This is a genomic window from Brevundimonas sp. SGAir0440 (assembly GCF_005484585.1).
Classification (GTDB): domain Bacteria; phylum Pseudomonadota; class Alphaproteobacteria; order Caulobacterales; family Caulobacteraceae; genus Brevundimonas.
The window spans coordinates 1614481-1633721 of sequence record NZ_CP039435.1 but is presented as its reverse complement, the minus strand read 5'-3'; the positions used below and the strand labels follow the sequence as shown (position 1 = coordinate 1633721).

Here is a 19241-nt window from a genome sequence, read left to right as displayed (position 1 = left end):
TTTCATGAAGTTACCTCGATTTAAGTAGGTGCCGCCGGGCTTTCGAGGCATTCAGAGTGCGTGAAACAGATCGCTGAACATATCCGGGTCCGCCCCACCTTGGCCCTGCTGACGCTGGGACTGGCGCTCGCCGCCTCCCCCGCCTTCGCCGGGGTCGAGATGTCGATGCAGGACCGCGACGTGGCCCGTTCGGTGTCGCTGGGCGGCTCCTGCAACCGCTGCGAACTGTCCGGCCGCAATCTGTCGGGCGCCACCTTCACCGGCGCCAGCTTCATGAACGCCACCCTGGTCGGCGCCAATCTGCGTGGCGCCGAAATGATGGGCTCCAACTTCACCGGCAGTGATTTCAGCCGCGCCAACATGGGCGGCGTCGAGATGGTCGGCGCCAACTTCACCCTGGCCAACTTCACCGGCGCCAGTATCGTCGGCGCTGAAGCCCAGGGATCATCCTTCGTCCGCGCCAATCTGAGCCGAGCCGACCTGTCGGGCGGCGAGATGCACGGGGTCAACTTCACCGGCGCCACCTTGGCCAGCGCCAACTTCTCCAACTCTGAACTGTTCGGCGCCACCCTGGCGAATGTTCGGGCGTCCGGCGCCAACTTTTCCAACGCCGAGATCAACGCTTCCAATCTGTCGGGCGGCGACTTCACCGGCGCCCACTTCCCGAACGCCAGTCTGGATGGAGCTCGTCTGACCGGCGGAACCTTCGCTCGCGCCGACTTCTCCAACGCCTCGCTGCGTCGCACAGACATTCGCGGCGCCGACCTGTCGGGCGCGCGCGGCCTGACGCAGGAGCAGATCAGCGAGGCCTGCGGCGACGGCTCGACCCGCCTGCCCGGCCGCCTGACGCCCCAGGCCTGCCGCAGCAGCACGATCCGCGTAATCCGCGCTCCGCCCACGCCGCCGGTCCCGCCCCGCGTGCGCAACTTCGTCAACGCGCAGAACTAGCGCCCAGGCGCTCCTCGCCTCAGGGCGAAACCCGCTCACCAAGATTGTCAGCGATCCAGAAGCCGGCGCGGCCCCAAGCCTAGCCGGACTGCAGCAAGACGCGGCTCAATGCCGTCTTGGCGGCCGCCGTCGCTCATTCAGTCCGCCGATCGCCCAGACAGCAAAACGGCCCCCGGATGGCTCCGGGGGCCGCTCTGTTACGCTACTCTGTATCCAACCGGCCTCAAGCAGCGCGTGAGCGCGTTAGGCCGAAGGGATGCCGTCTTAGGCGATGATCTTGGCCACGACGCCGGCGCCGACGGTGCGGCCGCCTTCACGGATGGCGAAGCGCAGGCCCTGGTCCATCGCGATCGGGGTGATCAGCTCGACGTTCAGCTCGGCGTTGTCGCCCGGCATGATCATCTCGACGCCTTCCTTCAGCTGAACGATGCCGGTCACGTCCGTCGTGCGGAAGTAGAACTGCGGGCGATAGTTCGTGAAGAACGGGGTGTGACGACCGCCTTCTTCCTTGGTCAGGATGTAGGCTTCAGCCAGGAACTTGGTGTGCGGGGTGATGGAGCCCGGCTTGCACAGCACTTGGCCGCGCTCGACGTCTTCACGCTTGGTGCCGCGCAGCAGCACGCCGACGTTGTCGCCCGCTTGACCTTGGTCCAGCAGCTTGCGGAACATTTCCACGCCCGTGCAGGTCGTCTTCTGGACCGGACGGATGCCGACGATCTCGACTTCCTCACCGACCTTGATGATGCCCTTCTCGACGCGGCCCGTGACCACGGTGCCGCGGCCCGAGATCGAGAACACGTCTTCGACCGGCATCAGGAACGGCAGGTCGACCGGACGCTCCGGCTGCGGGATGTAGGCGTCGACGGTTTCCATCAGGGCCAGAACGCGCTGTTCGCCGATTTCCGGGTTCACGCCGTCGGTCGCGGCCTTGGCCGAACCCTTGGTGATCGGAATGTCGTCGCCGGGGAACTGGTACGACGAAAGCAGCTCGCGCACTTCCATCTCGACCAGCTCGAGCAGCTCTTCGTCGTCGACCAGGTCGACCTTGTTCATGAAGACCACCAGGGCCGGCACGCCGACCTGACGGGCCAGCAGGATGTGCTCGCGGGTCTGCGGCATCGGGCCGTCAGCGGCCGACACCACCAGGATCGCGCCGTCCATCTGCGCGGCGCCGGTGATCATGTTCTTCACATAGTCGGCGTGGCCGGGGCAGTCGACGTGGGCGTAGTGACGGTTGGCCGTCTCATATTCCACGTGCGCGGTGTTGATCGTGATGCCGCGGGCCTTCTCTTCCGGCGCAGCGTCGATGTCGGCGTAGTTCATCGCCTTCGCGCCGCCGGCCTTCGCCAGCGTCATCGTGATCGCAGCCGTCAACGTCGTCTTGCCGTGGTCAACGTGACCAATCGTGCCGATGTTGCAGTGCGGCTTCGTCCGTTCGAACTTTTCCTTGGCCATTTTCTAGCTCCTAAGGTCCCCGAACCGGGGTTCCTGCAGTTTGGGGGTTAAGGACGCCCGGTCCTTACGGTCCGGGCGCATATAGGCGGGCTTTCCGAAAAGGGAAAGCTTAGGCGTACTTCTTGATCACTTCGTCGGCGACGTGTTGCGGCACCGGTTCGTAGTGGTCGTATTGCATGGTGAACTGGGCGCGGCCCTGCGACATGCCGCGCAGCGTGTTCACATAGCCGAACATGTTGGCCAGCGGCACGAAGGCGTTCACGACGGTGGCGTTGCCGCGCATGTCCTGACCCTGGATCATGCCGCGACGGCCGTTCAGGTCGCCGATGACCGAGCCGAGGTATTCCTCGGGGGTCACGACTTCCACCGCCATGATCGGCTCGAGCAGCTTGGGCGAACCCTTTTCCTTCAGTTCGCGGAAGGCGGCGCGGGCCGCGATTTCGAACGCCAGCACGCTGGAGTCCACGTCGTGGAACTTGCCGTCCGTCAGGGTCGCCTTGAAGTCGATCAGCGGGAAGCCGGCCAGCAGGCCGTTGTCCTTGGCCGAGTTCAGGCCCTTTTCGACGCCGGGGATGTATTCCTTCGGCACCGCGCCGCCGACGATCGAGTTCTCGAACACGAAGCCCGAGCCCGGCTCGCCGGGTTCGAAGGTGATCATGACGCGGGCGAACTGGCCCGTACCGCCGGTCTGCTTCTTGTGCGTGTAGTCGATGTCGACCTTGCGGCCCAGCGATTCACGATAGGCGACCTGCGGCGCGCCGATGTTCGCCTCGACCTTATAGGTGCGCTTCAGGATGTCGATCTTGATGTCCAGGTGCAGCTCGCCCATGCCCTTCAGGATCGTCTGGCCCGACTCGTGGTCGGTCGAGACGGTGAAGGAGGGATCTTCCGAGGCCAGCTTGGCCAGGGCGACGCCGAGCTTCTCCTGGTCGCCCTTGGTCTTGGGCTCGACCGAGATCTCGATGACCGGCGCCGGGAATTCCATCTTCTCCAGGATGACGGGCGACTTGATCGGGTCGCACAGGGTGTCGCCCGTGCGGGTTTCCTTCAGGCCGGCCAGGGCGACGATGTCGCCGGCGTAGGCTTCCTTGACGTCTTCACGGTTGTTGGAGTGCATCTGCAGCATCCGGCCGACGCGCTCTTTCTTGTCGCGGCTGGAGTTCAGCAGGCTCATGCCCGTTTCCATCTTGCCCGAATACAGGCGGCAGAAGGTCAGCGAGCCGACGAAGGGGTCGTCCATGATCTTGAAGGCCAGGACCGACAGGGGCTCTTCGTCCGAGGCCTTACGCACGACGGGCTCTTCGGTCTTGAAGTCGATGCCCGGGGTCGGCGGGATGTCCAGCGGCGACGGCAGATAGTCGACGACGGCGTCCAGCAGCGTCTGCACGCCCTTGTTCTTGAAGGCCGAGCCGCACAGGATCGGATAGAAGGCGCCGGTAAGAACGGCCTTACGGATGCACTTCTTGATGGTGGCTTCGTCGGGCTCGTTGCCTTCGAGGTAGGCTTCCATCGCCTCGTCGTCCAGCTCGACGGCGTTGTCGATCAGGTACTGACGCGCGGCGACCGCCTTTTCCATCAGGTCGTCGGGGATCGGCACGTCCTTGTAGGAAGCGCCCAGGCCGTCGTTGTCCCAGACCACGCCGGTCATGCGGACCAGGTCGACCAGACCCGACAGCGACGATTCGGCGCCGATCGGGAACTGGATCGGCACGGCCTTGGCGCCCAGGCGGTCGCGGATCGACTCGACCGAGGCGTCGAAGTCGGCGCCGATCTTGTCCATCTTGTTGACGAAGACGATGCGCGGAACCTTGTACTTGTCAGCCTGGCGCCAGACGGTTTCGGTCTGCGGCTCGACGCCGGCGTTGCCGTCCAGCACCGTCACGGCGCCGTCGAGGACGCGCAAGGAACGCTCGACTTCGATGGTGAAGTCCACGTGGCCTGGGGTGTCGATGATGTTCAGACGCTTGTTCTGCCAGAAGGCGGTCGTCGCGGCGGACGTGATGGTGATGCCGCGCTCCTGCTCCTGGTCCATCCAGTCCATGGTGGCGGCGCCGTCGTGGACTTCGCCGATCTTGTGGGATTTGCCGGTGTAATACAGGATCCGCTCGGTCGTCGTCGTCTTACCCGCGTCGATGTGGGCCATGATGCCGAAGTTGCGGTAGTCCTGGAGCGCGTGCGTACGTGCCATGGAAACGTGCCTTGAAAGTTTTCAGGACGCTTAAGGGCGCCCACGGAAGGATGTCGGTGTTCGGATAAGCGAGTGCGGGCGATTTAGCTCAAACCGCCCGCACCGGAAACCCTTAGATAGTCAGCGCAGATGACGCTTTGAAGGCATTACCAGCGATAGTGGCTGAAGGCGCGGTTGGCTTCGGCCATCTTGTGGGTGTCTTCGCGCTTCTTGACCGCGGTGCCGCGGTTGTTCGAAGCGTCCAGCAGTTCGGCGGCCAGCTTTTCAGTCATGGTGTTCTCGCCACGCTTGCGCGCAGCGTTCACCAGCCAGCGGATAGCCAGGGCGCGGCGGCGGTCCGGACGGACTTCGACGGGCACCTGATAGGTGGCGCCGCCGACGCGACGCGAGCGCACTTCGACCGACGGAGAGACATTTTCCAGAGCGGCGTGGAAGGTCGCGACCGGCTCCTGGTCCTTCTTCTTCTCGGCCAGGATATCGAAGGCGCCGTACACGATGTTCTCGGCGACGGCCTTCTTACCTTCGTACATGACGTAGTTCATGAACTTGGTGACGACCAGGTCCCCGAACTTGGGATCCGGCAGAACTTCACGTTTCTGGGCGCGGTGACGACGCGACATGGGGTATTCCTTGCAGTGCCCGACCAGCGCCGGGATGATCTCGAAAAGGCCTCCGGGCGCGACGGCCCGGAGAAGAATGGCTTACTTCGGACGCTTGGCGCCGTAGTGCGAACGACGCTGCTTGCGGTCCTTGACGCCTTGGGTATCCAGAACGCCGCGCAGGATGTGGTAGCGAACGCCGGGCAAGTCCTTCACGCGGCCGCCGCGGATCAGAACAACCGAGTGTTCTTGCAGGTTGTGGCCTTCGCCGGGGATGTAGCACACGGCTTCGTAGCCGTTCTTGGCCAGACGGACCTTGGCGACCTTACGCAGAGCCGAGTTCGGCTTCTTCGGGGTCGTGGTGTAAACGCGGGTGCAGACGCCGCGACGCTGGGGCGAACCCTCCAGAGCCGGCACCTTGTTGCGGGTGGGCTTGGGCTTGCGCGGCTTGCGGATCAGCTGGTTGATCGTAGGCATTCGAAACTCGTCTCGACTTCTGATGGAGGCGTGTGTCTTTCGACCGAAGCGCCTCTCGCCTTCTTGTGAACGGGGGACCATCCCCTCGCCCGGGTGTCATCGAGACTGATCGCGCGACCACCCAAACAGAAAAACCGGAACGCGCGCTTTGGGCGTTCCGGCGGGCACAGCCCGTCCGTTAGATTGTCACGATCTCAGTGACCGGCGAACCGGTCACGCCTCGAAAGTGGGCGGCTTCTACGCGCGATGGGCGCGAAGGTCAAGGCGACGCTCATCTTCAGAGCAGAAACCAGGCGTTGCTTCCCTTGTCGTCGGTTCGCCTTCTGCCCGAAAGCGGCCATGCTTCTAGCACAGCTTGCATTGGAGCAAGGGGGACGACGCATTGGCGTTTGCACAGGTGACGCGACCCGACCGACGCCTCGACTGGCGAAAAGCGGGTTTGGCGACGGCGTCGGTGGCGATCAACACCGCGCTGATCGCCATCCTGTCGTTCACGGCCCTAGGCATAGAGGGAGACCTCGTCGCGCCCGAACAGCCGCCGATCTACGTCGACATCACGCCCCGCCCCCTGCTGCCCGACGAGCGGCCTAGAACGCCGGTCCAGGCGCGCGCAATCAACGACGTGGCGGCCGCAGCGCGGAACGCGCGCCCGACGGTTCAAACGCCCCCTTCCCTTCAACAGACGCCGCAGGATGTCCGCCCGTCTCCGATCCGTCCGCGGATCGCCGCGCCCACCCCTCAGGGCGCGCCCGCGCCGCCGGATGCCTGGACGGTCAATCCGAACGACCGCGCCGGGGCCATGTCCCGCGTCCTGCGTCAGGGCCTGATCGGCTGCACCACGCCGCAACAGCTCAACGCCGCCGAGCGCGCCCATTGCCGCGAGGACGCCATGCGACGCGGCATGAACGCCGCCCCGATCACCGGCACGGGCAACCCCGAGCGCGACGCCGCCTTTGCGCGCGAGGGCGCACGGCGTCTGGCCGAATGGGAGGCGCGACGTCGTCCTCTGTCCGGCGGTGTCGGCGTGGTGGGTCCGGCGGACTGCGTCGGCTCTAACTTCGGCACGGGCTGCGCCGGCGCCCTATTGCCTGACGTCCCCGGCGTTGACATGCGTCAAGGCGCGGAGACGACGATCAATCGAGGCGAACGCCGCCGCCAGGGTTTTTCTGCAAGCGTCGGAGGACTTCAAATCGGAGGTAGGGAAGACTGACCCTTAGTGATCCTGGCAATAGGCGTCGTGCATGGCCGCGCCGAGGTTGATCATCATCGTCTTGGCTTCCACGACGACTAGGAGCGACAGCATCACAGCCGTTAGGCCCCACAGCACCTTGTCGGCTTTCGTCATGGCGACCCTCCACACAACCCTGACTTAGCACACCGCAATCCGGGCACGCGTCAAGTCACAGGAAAAGGGCGGCGCCGTCGCCGGCGCCGCCCTCTTCAGGTCTTCGCTAGGGAAGCGGAAGATCAGCTCTCGCTGCTCTCCAGCTCCAGTTGCAGATCGGCCGGCAGCGGCTCGATCGCCTCTTCCAGGGCCGAGGTCAGTTCCGCATCACGCGCGTTGGCGATCTTCTGCAGGCTGCGCAGGTAGGCGCCGGTGCCGGCCGGGATCAGGCGGCCGACGATGACGTTTTCCTTCAGGCCTTCCAGCATGTCCTTCTTGCCATGGACCGAGGCGTCGGTGAGGACGCGGGTGGTCTCCTGGAAGGACGCCGCCGAGATGAAGCTGCGGGTTTGCAGCGACGCCTTGGTGATGCCCAGCAGGACGGGCTGGGTGGTGGCCAGACGGCCGCCGCGCTTCTCGACCTTGGCGTTTTCTAGAACGGCTTCGGCGACTTCGACGGTGTCGCCGCGGATCAGGGTGGTTTCACCCGAATCCAGCACTTCCACCTTCTGCAGCATCTGACGCACGATGACTTCGATGTGCTTGTCGTTGATCGGCACGCCCTGCAGTCGATAGACCTCCTGCACTTCGTTCACCAGATACTCGGCCAGCGCCTCGACGCCCTGGATGCGCAGCAGATCGTGCGGATCCGGGTTGCCGTCGATGATGTAGTCGCCCTTCTGGATCAGATCGCCGTCGTGGACGGAGATGTGCTTGCCCTTCGGGATCAGGAACTCGACCGGTTCGCCCTGCACGCCGTCGGCGTTGGGCTCGGGCGTGATCTTGATGCGACGCTTGTTCTTGTAGTCGCGACCGAATTCGACGCGACCATCCATCTCGGCGATGACCGCGCAGTCCTTCGGACGGCGCGCTTCGAACAGTTCGGCGACGCGCGGCAGACCGCCGGTGATGTCGCGGGTCTTGGCGCCTTCGGTCGGAACGCGGGCGATGATCTCGCCCGGCTTGACCTCATCGCCGTTCGACACGGACAGAACCGCGCCCACGGGCAGCAGATAGCGGGCGTCCGAACCGGACGACAGCTTGGCGTAGGCGTCGCCCAGGGTGACGCCCATGGCCGGACGCAGGTCCGAACCACGCGGGCTGGCGCGCCAGTCGCTGACGACGCGCTGGGCGATGCCCGTCGCTTCGTCGGTTTCTTCCATGACCGACAGGCCTTCGACCAGGTCCTCGAAGCGCACGACGCCGCCGACTTCCGTCAGGATCGGGGTGGTGTAGGGGTCCCACTCCGCCAGGCGTTGGTTCTTCTTGACCTCGTCGCCGTCCTTGACGCGGATGCGGGCGCCGTAAGGAGCCTTGTGCGTCTCGCGGTCCTTGCCGTCCACGACCACGGTCACGATGACGTTACGGCTCATGGCCACCAGGTCGCCGTGGGCCGCGACGACGGTCGGGCCGGTGACCTTGGCCGTACCGGCGTTGGTCGCCTCCATGAAGGAGGTTTCCGCCACCTGGGCCGTACCGCCGATGTGGAAGGTCCGCATCGTCAGCTGAGTGCCCGGCTCGCCGATCGACTGGGCGGCGATGACGCCGACCGCTTCGCCGATGTTGACGTTGGTGCCGCGCGCCAGGTCACGGCCGTAGCAGTGGGCGCAGATGCCGGCGTCCGCCTCGCAGGTCAGGGCCGAACGGACCTTGACCGACTGGACGCCCGCAGCCTCGACGGCCTCGGCGATTTCTTCCACCAGATAGGTGTCGGCGGGGAACAGGACGGTGTCTGTGCCTGGCTCCTTGATGTCCTCGGCCGCATAGCGACCCAGGATGCGCTGACCCAGCGAGACCAGCACGTCGCCGCCTTCCATCACCGCACGCAGGGTGATGCCGCGCGTCGAGCCGCAATCCTGCTCGGTGACGATGGAATCCTGCGCCACGTCCACCAGACGACGGGTCAGATAACCCGAGTTGGCGGTCTTCAGCGCGGTGTCGGCCAGACCCTTACGGGCGCCGTGGGTGGAGTTGAAGTATTCAAGGACGGTCAGGCCTTCCTTGAAGTTCGAGGTGATCGGCGTCTCGATGATCTCGCCGGACGGCTTGGCCATCAGGCCGCGCATGCCGCCCAGTTGCTTCATCTGCGCCTGCGAACCCCGAGCGCCGGAGTTGGCCATCATGAAGACCGAGTTGATGTCGGGGTTTTCACCCTCGATCAGCACGCGCGGTTGCGCGATCTCGCCCATCATGGCGTCGGCGATCCGGTCCGTCGCCTTGGACCAGGCGTCGACCACCTTGTTGTACTTCTCGCCGCGCGTGATCAGGCCGTCGGCGTACTGTTGCTCGTACTCCTCGACCTGGGTGCGGGTCTCGGCGACCAGCTCGACCTTCTTGGCCGGGATCACGATGTCGTCCTTGCCGAACGAAATGCCGGCCTTGGCGGCTTCGCGGAAGCCCAGGCCCATCATCTGGTCGGCGAAGATGACCGTCGCCTTCTGACCGCAGTGGCGATAGACCACGTCGATCAGATTGCCGATTTCCTTCTTGGTCAGGTTCTTCTCGAGCAGGCGATAGCCGACGTTCGGGTTACGCGGCAGCAGGGCGGCCAGCTTCATGCGACCCGGCGTGGTGTCGATGACCTTGGTCACCTCCTTGCCTTCGGCGTCCTGTTCCGTCCAGCGCGCCTTAATGCGCGTGTGCAAGGTGACGACCTTGGCGTCCAGCGCCGCATCGATCTCGCCGATGTTGGCGAACAGCTTGCCTTCGCCCGGCTCGCCGTCCTTGACCAGCGACAGATAGTACAGGCCCAAGACGATGTCCTGCGACGGCACGATGATCGGCTTGCCGTTGGCGGGCGACAGGATGTTGTTGGTCGACATCATCAGGACGCGCGCTTCCAGCTGGGCCTCGAGGCTCAGCGGGACGTGAACGGCCATCTGGTCGCCGTCGAAGTCGGCGTTGAAGGCGGTGCAGACCAGCGGGTGCAGGCGGATGGCCTTGCCCTCGATCAGCTTGGGCTCGAACGCCTGGATGCCCAGACGGTGAAGCGTCGGCGCGCGGTTCAGCAGAACCGGGTGCTCGCGGATGACCTCGTCCAGGATGTCCCAAACGGCGGGCTGCTCGCGCTCGACCATGCGCTTGGATTGCTTGACAGTGCCCGACAGGCCCTTGGCGTCCAGACGCGCATAGATGAACGGCTTGAACAGCTCCAGCGCCATCTTCTTGGGCAGGCCGCACTCGTGCAGCTTCAGTTCCGGACCCACGGTGATGACCGAACGGCCCGAATAGTCGACGCGCTTGCCCAGCAGGTTCTGACGGAAGCGACCCTGCTTGCCCTTCAGCATGTCGGCCAGCGACTTCAGCGGACGCTTGTTGGCGCCGGTGATCACGCGACCGCGACGGCCGTTGTCGAACAGGGCGTCGACCGACTCCTGCAGCATCCGCTTTTCGTTACGGATGATGATATCCGGCGCGCGCAGCTCCATAAGGCGCTTCAGGCGGTTGTTGCGGTTGATGACGCGGCGATACAGGTCGTTCAGGTCGGAGGTCGCAAAACGACCGCCGTCCAGCGGCACCAGCGGACGCAGTTCCGGCGGAATGACCGGCACGATCGTCAGGATCATCCACTCGGGCTTGTTGCCCGATTCCAGGAAGGCCTCGATCAGCTTCAGGCGCTTGGACGCCTTCTTGGCCTTCATTTCCGAGGGATTGTCGGCCAGCTCGGCGCGGTGCTTTTCGGCTTCCGCGTTCAGGTCGATGCCCATCAGCAGGTTGCGGACGGCCTCGGCGCCGATTTCGGCGGTGAAGCCGTCATCGCCGAACTCTTCCTGGTAGCGATAGAACTCGTCTTCCGTCAGCAGCTGGTTCTGCTTCAGCGGGGTCAGCCCCGGCTCGGTGACGATGTAGTTCTCGAAGTACAGGACGCGCTCGACGTCCTTCAGCGCCATGTCCAGCATCAGCGAGATGCGGCTGGGCAGCGACTTCAGGAACCAGATGTGAGCGACCGGCGCGGCCAGGTCGATGTGACCCATGCGCTCGCGGCGAACGCGGGCCAGGGTGACTTCGACGCCGCACTTCTCGCAGATGATGCCCTTGTACTTCATGCGCTTGTACTTGCCGCACAGGCATTCGTAGTCCTTGGTCGGGCCAAAGATACGCGCGCAGAACAGGCCGTCACGCTCGGGCTTGAACGTGCGGTAGTTGATGGTTTCCGGCTTCTTGATCTCGCCGAACGACCACGAACGGATCTTCTCGGGCGAGGCCAGGGCGATCTTGATCTGGTCGAAGGTCGGGGTGACCGGGACCGGGTTGAAGATGTTCAGGACTTCCTGGTTCATCTTGGTTTCCTTCTGCAGCCCAAGGCTGCGTCAAATCTTTTCAGAGGGGGAACGGCGCCGTGATGAGTGAATCGTGAGTCGTGACGAGCATCGGCCCGGTCCCGACTCACGCGTCACGCCTCACGAATTCCCCAGCTCCACGTTCAGACCCAGCGAACGCATTTCCTTGATGAGCACGTTGAAGCTCTCGGGAATGCCGGCCTCGAAGCTGTCGTCGCCACGGACGATGGCCTCGTAGACCTTGGTCCGGCCGGCCACGTCGTCGGACTTCACCGTCAGCATCTCCTGCAGGGTGTAGGCGGCGCCGTAAGCTTCCAGAGCCCAGACCTCCATTTCCCCGAAGCGCTGACCGCCGAACTGCGCCTTGCCGCCCAGCGGCTGCTGGGTGACCAGCGAGTACGGGCCGATGGAGCGGGCGTGGATCTTGTCGTCGACCAGGTGGTGCAGCTTCAGCATGTAGATGTAGCCGACCGTGACCGGACGCTTGAACTGCTCGCCGGTCTGGCCGTCGTACAGGATCGACTGGGCCGACTTGTTCAGCCCCGCCTCTTCCAGCAGACGCTCGATGTCGCTGATGTGGGCGCCGTCGAAGACCGGGGTCGCGAAGGGCACGCCCTTGGACAGGTTCTTCGCCAGTTCGACCAGTTCTTCCTCATCTTCCGGCAACGGGGTTTCCGGGCCGTAGATTTCGGTCAAACGCTCGACCAGAGCCTGCTTCTGACCACCCCCTTGCCAGGCTTCCAGCAGACCGGAGATCTGCTTGCCCAGACCGGCGGCGGCCCAACCCAGGTGGGTTTCGAAGATCTGGCCGATGTTCATGCGCGACGGCACGCCCAGCGGGTTCAGAACGACGTCGACGTGCGTGCCGTCTTCCAGGTGCGGCATGTCCTCGATCGGCAGGATCTTGGAGATGACGCCCTTGTTGCCGTGACGGCCAGCCATCTTGTCGCCGGGCTGAAGCTTGCGCTTCACGGCCACGAAGACCTTGACCATCTTCATCACGCCGGGGGGCAGTTCGTCGCCGCGCTGCAGCTTCTCGACCTTGTCTTCGAAACGACGGTCCAGTTGCTTGCGAGCGTCCTCGAACTGGCGCTTCATCGCTTCCAGCTCGCCCATGGCCTTTTCGTCGTCCAGGGCGATCTGCCACCACAGACCACGGCTGACCTCAGCCAGCTTCTCTTCGGTCAGTTCGCCGCGGCCGATGCCCTTGGGCCCCGACACGGCGTTCTTGCCGACGATCAGCGGCTTCAGGCGGCCATAGACGTTGCGCTCCAGGATCTTGAGCTCGTCGTCGCGGTCCTTGCCCAGACGTTCGATCTCGGCGCGTTCGATCGCCATGGCGCGCTCGTCCTTGTCGACGCCGTGACGGTTGAAGACGCGCACGTCGACGATCGTGCCGGCGACGCCGGGCGGCAGGCGCAGGGAGGTGTCGCGCACGTCCGAAGCCTTCTCGCCGAAGATGGCGCGCAGCAGCTTCTCTTCCGGCGTCATGGGCGACTCACCCTTCGGCGTGACCTTGCCGACCAGGATATCGCCCGGCTGGACCTCGGCGCCGATGGCCACGATGCCCGCTTCGTCGAGGTTGCGCAGGGCTTCCTCGCCGACGTTGGGGATGTCGCGCGTGATTTCCTCAGGGCCAAGCTTCGTATCGCGGGCGGCGACTTCGAACTCTTCCAGGTGGATCGAGGTGAAGACGTCGTCGCGCACGATGCGCTCGGAGATCAGGATGGAGTCTTCGAAGTTGTAGCCGTTCCAGGGCATGAAGGCGACCAGGGCGTTGCGGCCCAGAGCCAGTTCGCCCAGGTCCGTCGACGGGCCGTCGGCGATGACGTCGCCGCCCTTCACCCGATCGCCCACGCGCACGATCGGGCGCTGGTTGATGCAGGTCGACTGGTTCGAACGCTGGAACTTCGACAGGCGGTAGATGTCGACGCCCGAGCGGGCGGCGTCCACGTCGCCGGTGGCGCGCACGACGATCCGGGTGCCGTCGATCTGTTCGACGACGCCGTCACGACGGGCGACCACGACGGCGCCGGAGTCCACGGCCACGACCGCTTCCATGCCGGTGCCGACCAGCGGCGCGTCCGACTGCACCAGAGGCACGGCCTGACGTTGCATGTTGGCGCCCATCAGCGCGCGGTTGGCGTCGTCGTTTTCCAGGAACGGGATCAGGGCGGCGGCGACCGAAACGACCTGTTTCGGCGACACGTCCATCATGTCCACGGCATCCTTGTTCAGGAGCTGGGATTCACCGTTGATCCGGCCGGGGACCAGGTCCTCGACGATCTGGCCGTTCTTCAGTTCGATGTTGGCCTGGGCGATCGTGTACTTCGACTCTTCCATGGCCGAGATGTAGACCACCTCGCCCTGGGCCTGGCCGTCCTTCACGCGACGGTACGGGCTCTCGATGAAGCCGTACTTGTTGACGCGCGCGTGGGTGGCCAGCGAGTTGATGAGGCCGATGTTCGGGCCTTCCGGCGTTTCGATCGGGCAGATGCGGCCGTAGTGGGTCGGGTGCACGTCGCGGACTTCGAAGCCCGCGCGTTCACGCGTCAGACCGCCCGGGCCAAGCGCCGACAGACGACGCTTGTGGGTGATTTCCGACAGCGGGTTCGTCTGGTCCATGAACTGCGACAGCTGCGACGAACCGAAGAACTCGCGCACCGCGGCGGCGGCCGGCTTGGCGTTGATCAGGTCGTGCGGCATGACCGTGTCGATATCGACTGAGGACATGCGCTCCTTGATGGCGCGCTCCATGCGCAGCAGACCGACGCGGTACTGGTTTTCCAGCAGCTCGCCGACCGAACGGACCCGGCGGTTGCCCAGGTTGTCGATGTCGTCGATCTCGCCGCGGCCGTCCTTCAGGCCGACCAGGATCTGCAGCACCTTCAGCACGTCTTCCTTGCGCAGGACGCGGATCTCGTCGGAGACCTCGGGGCTTTCCAGACGCATGTTCATCTTGACCCGGCCGACGGCCGACAGGTCGTAGCGTTCGCTGTCGAAGAACAGCGAGTTGAACATGGCCTCGGCGGCTTCCGGGGTGGGCGGCTCGCCCGGACGCATCACGCGATAGACGTCGAACAGGGCGTCCTCGCGGTTGTCGTTCTTGTCCACGCGCAGGGTGTTGCGCATGTAGGCGCCGACCGTGACGTGGTCGATGTCCAGCACTTCGATGGTGGTGAAGCCGTTTTGCTCCAGCACTTCGATGGTCGGGGCGTCCAGTTCGTCGCCAGCCTCGGCGAAGATTTCGCCGGTCTCGAAGTTGACGGCGTCATTGGCCAGATACTTGGTGACCAGGGCGTCGGCGGCCAGCGACAGCGAGGTCGTCGTCTCGCCCAGCTTCTTGGCGGCGCGGGCGCTGATCTTCTGACCTGCCTGGGCGACCACTTCGCCGGTGTCGGCGTCGATCAGGTCGAACTCCGGCTTAACCCCGCGCCAGCGCTCGGCCTTGTAGGGCGTGACCCAGCCTTCGCCGCGCTTCTCGTAAGGCACGGTCTCGTAGAAGGTCTTCAGGATTTCCTCGCCGTCCATGCCCAGACCCATCAGGAAGGTCGTGGCGGGCAGCTTGCGGCGGCGGTCGATGCGCACATAGACCACGTCCTTGGCGTCGAACTCGAAGTCGAGCCACGAGCCGCGGTACGGGATCACGCGGGCGGCGAACAGCAGCTTGCCCGAGGAGTGCGTCTTGCCCTTGTCGTGGTCGAAGAAGACGCCCGGCGAACGGTGCATCTGCGAGACGATCACGCGCTCGGTGCCGTTGACGATGAAGGTGCCCTTGTCCGTCATGAGCGGGATGTCGCCCATGTAGACGTCCTGCTCCTTGATGTCCTTGACCGAACGGGCTCCCGTTTCCTCGTCGGTCTCGAACACGATCAGGCGCAGCTTGACCTTCAGCGGCGCGGCATAGGTCATGTCGCGCTGAATGCACTCCTCGACGTCGTACTTCGGCTCTTCGAACTCGTACGAGACGTATTCCAGGATGGCGCGTTCGTTGAAGTCCTTGATCGGGAACACCGACTTGAAGACCGCCTCGATGCCTTGCTCCTTGCGGACGCCAGGACGGACCTCGCGCTGCAGGAACTGTTCGTAGGAAGCGCGCTGAACCTCGATCAGGTTCGGCATCGCGATCGCTTCGGGGATACGCCCGAAGGATTTGCGGATGCGCTTCTTGCCGGTGAACGAGGTGGCGGAAGCGATCTGACCGTTGATGGCGAGATCGTGGGCGACGTCAGTCATTCAGTGTTTCCCATGGCGCACGCCCCGGGGAAGACGTGCGTGAAATGCAGCAGCCACGGCGCGCGTTTCCGCGTCCGCAGCCAGGGTTTCGGCATCCACCCTCGGCCCGCTGCCGGGCCAGGACGCCTGAAATGGACCGGCTCCCTGGGAAGGAGCCGCGCCTTCGCTCGGTCGGAGGGCGACGGACCGGGCCTCGGCGCTTGCGCGCAGACTCATGTGGAGTGTTGCGGAGCGCGCACATATACGCGCATTCGCGACGAAATAAAGGCCCCAGGGAACCTTTTCGACAGAGGCGACCAATCTCGTTGCGAGCGACGATGGGCTGATCTAGCGTCGCCTTATGACACGGATCGCCCTGCCCCTTCTCGCCGCTCTCGCCCTTTCCGCCTGCGCCACCCATCGCGAGCCGGTGACCTATGCCGAGACGGCTTCGGCCGCCGCGCGCGCCGCCGATCAGGTCAATGGCCAGGGCACCCTGACGCCGCAGCAGGCCTGGGACGCCGGCAATACCGCCTACCTCGCCTGGAACGGCGCCCGGCGCGGCTGGACGACCACCGAGAGCGGTCTGCAGTACCGCCGCGTCGGCAAGGCCCACCCCGAGGGCGCGCAGCCCAAGGCGACCGACACGGTCAAGGTCCACTATCGCGGCACCTTCATTGACGGGCGCGAGTTCGACAGTTCCTACGCCCGCAACGAACCGGCCGAGTTTCCGCTGAATCGCGTCATCAAGGGCTGGACCGAGGGCGTGGCCCTGATGCGCGTCGGGGAAATCTACGAATTCGTCATCCCCGCCTCGCTGGGCTACGGCTCGCGCTGGGTCGGCGGCGACGAACTGCCCCCCAACTCGACCCTGCGCTTCTCGGTCGAACTGCTGGACGTCAAGCCGGGCTGAAGACCGAAACAGGATGGCTGGCGACCGCGCCCCATCCTATTTCGACACCCTGACCGCTGCCTATTCAACGGCTTGGGCGCGCCAAGCGTCATTGTTCCGGCCATAGCCGACGCCGCCCGCATCATGGGCGGCATGACCGATGACATCTCCGATCCCAATCCGAACTCGCCCGACTGGACCCGACGGTCCGCCGCGACCTGGGCCGCCGCGCGCAAAGACTATCTCGCCGGGGGGTTCGCCCAGGAGGTCTGCGCGCGCCACGGCCTCAGCCTGTCGACCTTCCGTTGGCGCGCCCGTACGGAAGGATGGCGCCGATCGGACCAACCCCACGGCGCGGTTTTCGAACCGCTGGACGCCTATGAGTTGGACGCCATCGACCAGCGCCTGCCCTGCAACGCCGCCGACATGGCGCGTCTGGCCTGGGCCAATGCTTCACGGGCGATGATCGACGGCAAGCTGATCGAGGCTCGGGGCTGGTCCCGGCTGCACAAGGATCTGGAGGCCATCGCCAAGATCGACGACCATGCCGTGCGCTACTACCGGGGCATGGCCAACGACCCGAAACGGCAGCACAATCTGCCCACCACGCCGCCCCTGCGTCCGATGGAGGAGGACTGATCCCAATTGCACGTCCTTGCATTTTGCACGCGTTTTCGGGGTGCAGTGCAATTTCGGATCAGCGCTGACGCTTGACGCCCCGCCCCCTGCGTCGGACTGTCGCGGCTCCCCCAGTCGCCTGAAGAGTCCTCGATGATCCGTTCTTGCCTGCGCGCCGCCCCTCTCGGCCTCGCTCTTCTGCTCGTCTCGACCGCCCCGGCCGCCCTGGCGCAGCAGGCCTCGACCGCGCCGCCCGCCCTGCCCGCGCCCCTGCCTGCGATTCCGGACGCGCGGGACGTCGCCTATCCCGGCGTCATCACCCTGGACGTCGACGCCACCAATCTGGCCCAGCACATCTTTGCGGTGAAGGAAACGATCCCGGTCGCCCAGGCGGGACCGATGACGCTGTTCTTCCCCGAGTGGCTGCCGGGCAACCACGGCCCCGTCGGCCCCATCGCGCAGCTGGCCGGCATCGAGATCATGGCGAACGGCCAGCGGGTGCAGTGGGTGCGCGACACCCTGCATCCCTTCGCCTATCACGTGGTCGTCCCGGCCGGTGCAACCGCGCTGGACATCACCCTGCAGCATCTGTCGCCGACGACCGGCAATCAGGGCCGCATCACGATGACGCCCGAGATGCTGAACATCCAGTGGGAGAAGATGCTGCTCTATCCCGCCGGCCACTGGTCGCGGAACATCACGGTCCAGCCCACGGTCAAATTCCCCGCCGGATGGCAGTTCGGCACGGCGCTCGAGCCCGAAAGCAAGGCCGGCGACGTCCAGACGTTCAAGCCCGTCAATCTGGAAGTGCTGATCGACAGCCCGGTCTTCGCCGGCGTCCACTATCGCCAGATCGACCTCGATCCCGGCGGCCGCTCGCCCGTTCGCGCCAACATCGTCGCGGACAAGGCCGACAGCCTGAACGCGACGGACGAGCAGATCCAGATCCTGCGCAATCTCGTGACGCAGATGGACCGACTGTATGGCGCGCGCCATTTCGACCACTACGACTTCCTGATCGCCATGACCGACAAGCTGGGCGGCATCGGGCTTGAGCATCACCGCAGTTCGGAAAACTCGGTCGATCCCGCCTTCTTCACCGGCTGGGACACCCATCTGTCCGACCGCGACCTGCTCAGCCACGAAATGAACCACTCCTGGGACGGCAAATGGCGCCGCCCCGCCGACCAGTATGTGCCCAACTTCAACAGCCCGCTGCAGAACAGCCTGCTGTGGGTCTATGAGGGCCAGACCCAGTATTATGGCCAAGTCATCGCCGCCCGCTCGGGTCTGCTGACCAAGCAACAGGCGATGGACGCCCTGGCCATGACCGCCGCGACGTTCGACACGCGCGTCGGCCGCGAATGGCGCGCGATGCAGGACACGACCAACGATCCGATCATCAGCCAGCGCCAGCCCAAGGGCTGGCTGTCGTGGCAACGCGACGAGGACTACTATTCCGAGGGCCAGTTGATCTGGCTCGACGTCGACACGACGATCCGCGAGAAGACCGGCGGCCGGAAGTCGCTCGACGACTTCGCCCGCGCCTTCTACGGCGTCCAGGACGGCAGCTACACGCCCGCCCCCTATACGTTCGAGGATGTGGTCGCGGCCCTGAACGGCGTCGTCGCCAACGATTGGGCGACCTTCCTGCGCACCCGCCTGGACGCCGACGGCCCCGAGGCCCACGCCCCGCTGGACGGTCTGGCGCGCGGCGGCTGGCGGCTGGCCTATTCGGACAAGCCCACCGATTATATGAAGACCCTGTATGCCGAGCTGAAACGCAACGACTTCACCTATTCGCTGGGCTTCCAGACCGGCGAGGGCAACAAGATCCGCAGCGTCCAGTGGAACGGCCTGGCCTTCAAGTCGGGCCTCGCCGCCGGGATGGAGATCGTCGCCGTCAACGGGCAGGCCGCCAGCGCCGAACGCCTGGCCGAGGCCGTCACTGCGGCCAAGGATCCGTCGACGCCCATCACCCTGATCGTCAAGGATGACGAGCAATACCGCACCGTCGTCTTCGACTACCACGACGGCCTGCGCTACCCCCGCCTGGAACGCATCCCCGGCACGCCCGATCGCCTGGGGGACATCCTGACGCCGCGTCGGCGCTAAAGGCGACCCGTCTCCTCCCCACTTGGTGGGGAGGTGGCGCGGCGCTTCTTCAGCGCCGTGACGGGAGGGG

12 protein-coding genes are annotated in these 19241 nt (G+C 65.2%); 5 read left to right on the top strand and 7 right to left on the bottom strand.

Annotated features, from left to right (window positions below; genetic code table 11):
* Nucleotides 1-60: 60 nt before the first annotated feature.
* Entirely contained in the window at nucleotides 61-948 is an 888-nt protein-coding gene (locus E7T10_RS08020; protein WP_137721399.1) for a pentapeptide repeat-containing protein, read from the top strand.
* A gap of 264 nt (nucleotides 949-1212) precedes the next feature.
* Here E7T10_RS08020 and tuf read toward each other — a convergent pair whose 3' ends face one another.
* The 4 genes from tuf to rpsL form a co-directional block, all read right to left on the bottom strand.
* Nucleotides 1213-2403 (bottom strand): elongation factor Tu, encoded by a 1191-nt coding sequence (gene tuf / locus E7T10_RS08015; RefSeq protein WP_017506879.1) that lies wholly within the window; start codon nucleotides 2401-2403, stop codon nucleotides 1213-1215.
* Between the two features lie 109 nt (nucleotides 2404-2512).
* A complete protein-coding gene (fusA, locus tag E7T10_RS08010) occupies nucleotides 2513-4591 on the bottom strand; it encodes an elongation factor G (protein WP_039248504.1) in 2079 nt (692 codons plus the stop codon).
* A 146-nt stretch (nucleotides 4592-4737) separates the two neighbouring features.
* Nucleotides 4738-5211 carry a 30S ribosomal protein S7 gene (gene rpsG, locus E7T10_RS08005; RefSeq protein WP_017506744.1) on the bottom strand — a complete coding sequence of 158 codons (474 nt, stop codon included), beginning with the start codon at nucleotides 5209-5211 and terminating at the stop codon, nucleotides 4738-4740.
* A gap of 81 nt (nucleotides 5212-5292) precedes the next feature.
* Nucleotides 5293-5667, bottom strand: coding sequence for a 30S ribosomal protein S12 (gene rpsL / locus E7T10_RS08000; RefSeq protein WP_008260482.1), 375 nt, complete (start codon nucleotides 5665-5667; stop codon nucleotides 5293-5295).
* Between the two features lie 454 nt (nucleotides 5668-6121).
* On the opposite strand from rpsL, the gene E7T10_RS07995 reads away from it, so the two are divergent.
* A complete protein-coding gene (locus E7T10_RS07995; RefSeq protein WP_137721398.1) occupies nucleotides 6122-6877 on the top strand; it encodes a hypothetical protein in 756 nt (251 codons plus the stop codon).
* A gap of 3 nt (nucleotides 6878-6880) precedes the next feature.
* On the opposite strand, the gene E7T10_RS16025 is transcribed toward E7T10_RS07995, so the two are convergent.
* The 3 genes from E7T10_RS16025 to rpoB all read right to left on the bottom strand — a co-directional run bounded on the left by E7T10_RS16025 (nucleotide 6881) and on the right by rpoB (nucleotide 15567).
* Nucleotides 6881-7012: a hypothetical protein gene (locus E7T10_RS16025; protein ID WP_256371837.1), complete on the bottom strand. Its 132-nt coding sequence runs from the start codon at nucleotides 7010-7012 to the stop codon at nucleotides 6881-6883.
* 122 nt (nucleotides 7013-7134) lie between these two features.
* Complete coding sequence (gene rpoC, locus E7T10_RS07990) at nucleotides 7135-11331, bottom strand: DNA-directed RNA polymerase subunit beta' (RefSeq protein ID WP_137721397.1); 4197 nt, start codon at nucleotides 11329-11331, stop codon at nucleotides 7135-7137.
* 120 nt (nucleotides 11332-11451) lie between these two features.
* On the bottom strand, nucleotides 11452-15567 hold the full coding sequence (gene rpoB / locus E7T10_RS07985) for a DNA-directed RNA polymerase subunit beta (protein ID WP_137721396.1): 4116 nt from the start codon (nucleotides 15565-15567) through the stop codon (nucleotides 11452-11454).
* A 340-nt stretch (nucleotides 15568-15907) separates the two neighbouring features.
* Between rpoB and E7T10_RS07980 the strand changes: the two genes are divergently transcribed.
* The 3 genes from E7T10_RS07980 (at nucleotide 15908) to E7T10_RS07970 (ending at nucleotide 19171) form a co-directional block, all read left to right on the top strand.
* Nucleotides 15908-16459, top strand: coding sequence for an FKBP-type peptidyl-prolyl cis-trans isomerase (locus E7T10_RS07980; RefSeq protein WP_137721395.1), 552 nt, complete (start codon nucleotides 15908-15910; stop codon nucleotides 16457-16459).
* A gap of 132 nt (nucleotides 16460-16591) precedes the next feature.
* Entirely contained in the window at nucleotides 16592-17077 is a 486-nt protein-coding gene (locus E7T10_RS07975; RefSeq protein ID WP_137721394.1) for a hypothetical protein, read from the top strand.
* 132 nt (nucleotides 17078-17209) lie between these two features.
* The gene (locus E7T10_RS07970) at nucleotides 17210-19171 is read left to right on the top strand and encodes a M61 family metallopeptidase (RefSeq protein ID WP_137721393.1); all 1962 of its coding nucleotides are present in this window, start codon (nucleotides 17210-17212) and stop codon (nucleotides 19169-19171) included.
* The last annotated feature ends 70 nt before the right edge of the window (nucleotides 19172-19241 follow it).

Bases quoted from the DNA above. Each gene is read 5' to 3' on its own strand.
- E7T10_RS07970 (WP_137721393.1), top strand. From the start codon at position 17,210: ATGATCCGTTCTTGCCTGCGCGCCGCCCCTCTCGGCCTCGCTCTTCTG.
- rpsL (WP_008260482.1), bottom strand. From the start codon at position 5,667: ATGCCTACGATCAACCAGCTGATCCGCAAGCCGCGCAAGCCCAAGCCC.
- fusA (WP_039248504.1), bottom strand. From the start codon at position 4,591: ATGGCACGTACGCACGCGCTCCAGGACTACCGCAACTTCGGCATCATG.
- rpoB (WP_137721396.1), bottom strand. From the start codon at position 15,567: ATGACTGACGTCGCCCACGATCTCGCCATCAACGGTCAGATCGCTTCC.
- rpsG (WP_017506744.1), bottom strand. From the start codon at position 5,211: ATGTCGCGTCGTCACCGCGCCCAGAAACGTGAAGTTCTGCCGGATCCC.
- E7T10_RS07980 (WP_137721395.1), top strand. From the start codon at position 15,908: ATGACACGGATCGCCCTGCCCCTTCTCGCCGCTCTCGCCCTTTCCGCC.
- E7T10_RS07975 (WP_137721394.1), top strand. From the start codon at position 16,592: ATGACCGATGACATCTCCGATCCCAATCCGAACTCGCCCGACTGGACC.
- tuf (WP_017506879.1), bottom strand. From the start codon at position 2,403: ATGGCCAAGGAAAAGTTCGAACGGACGAAGCCGCACTGCAACATCGGC.
- rpoC (WP_137721397.1), bottom strand. From the start codon at position 11,331: ATGAACCAGGAAGTCCTGAACATCTTCAACCCGGTCCCGGTCACCCCG.
- E7T10_RS16025 (WP_256371837.1), bottom strand. From the start codon at position 7,012: ATGACGAAAGCCGACAAGGTGCTGTGGGGCCTAACGGCTGTGATGCTG.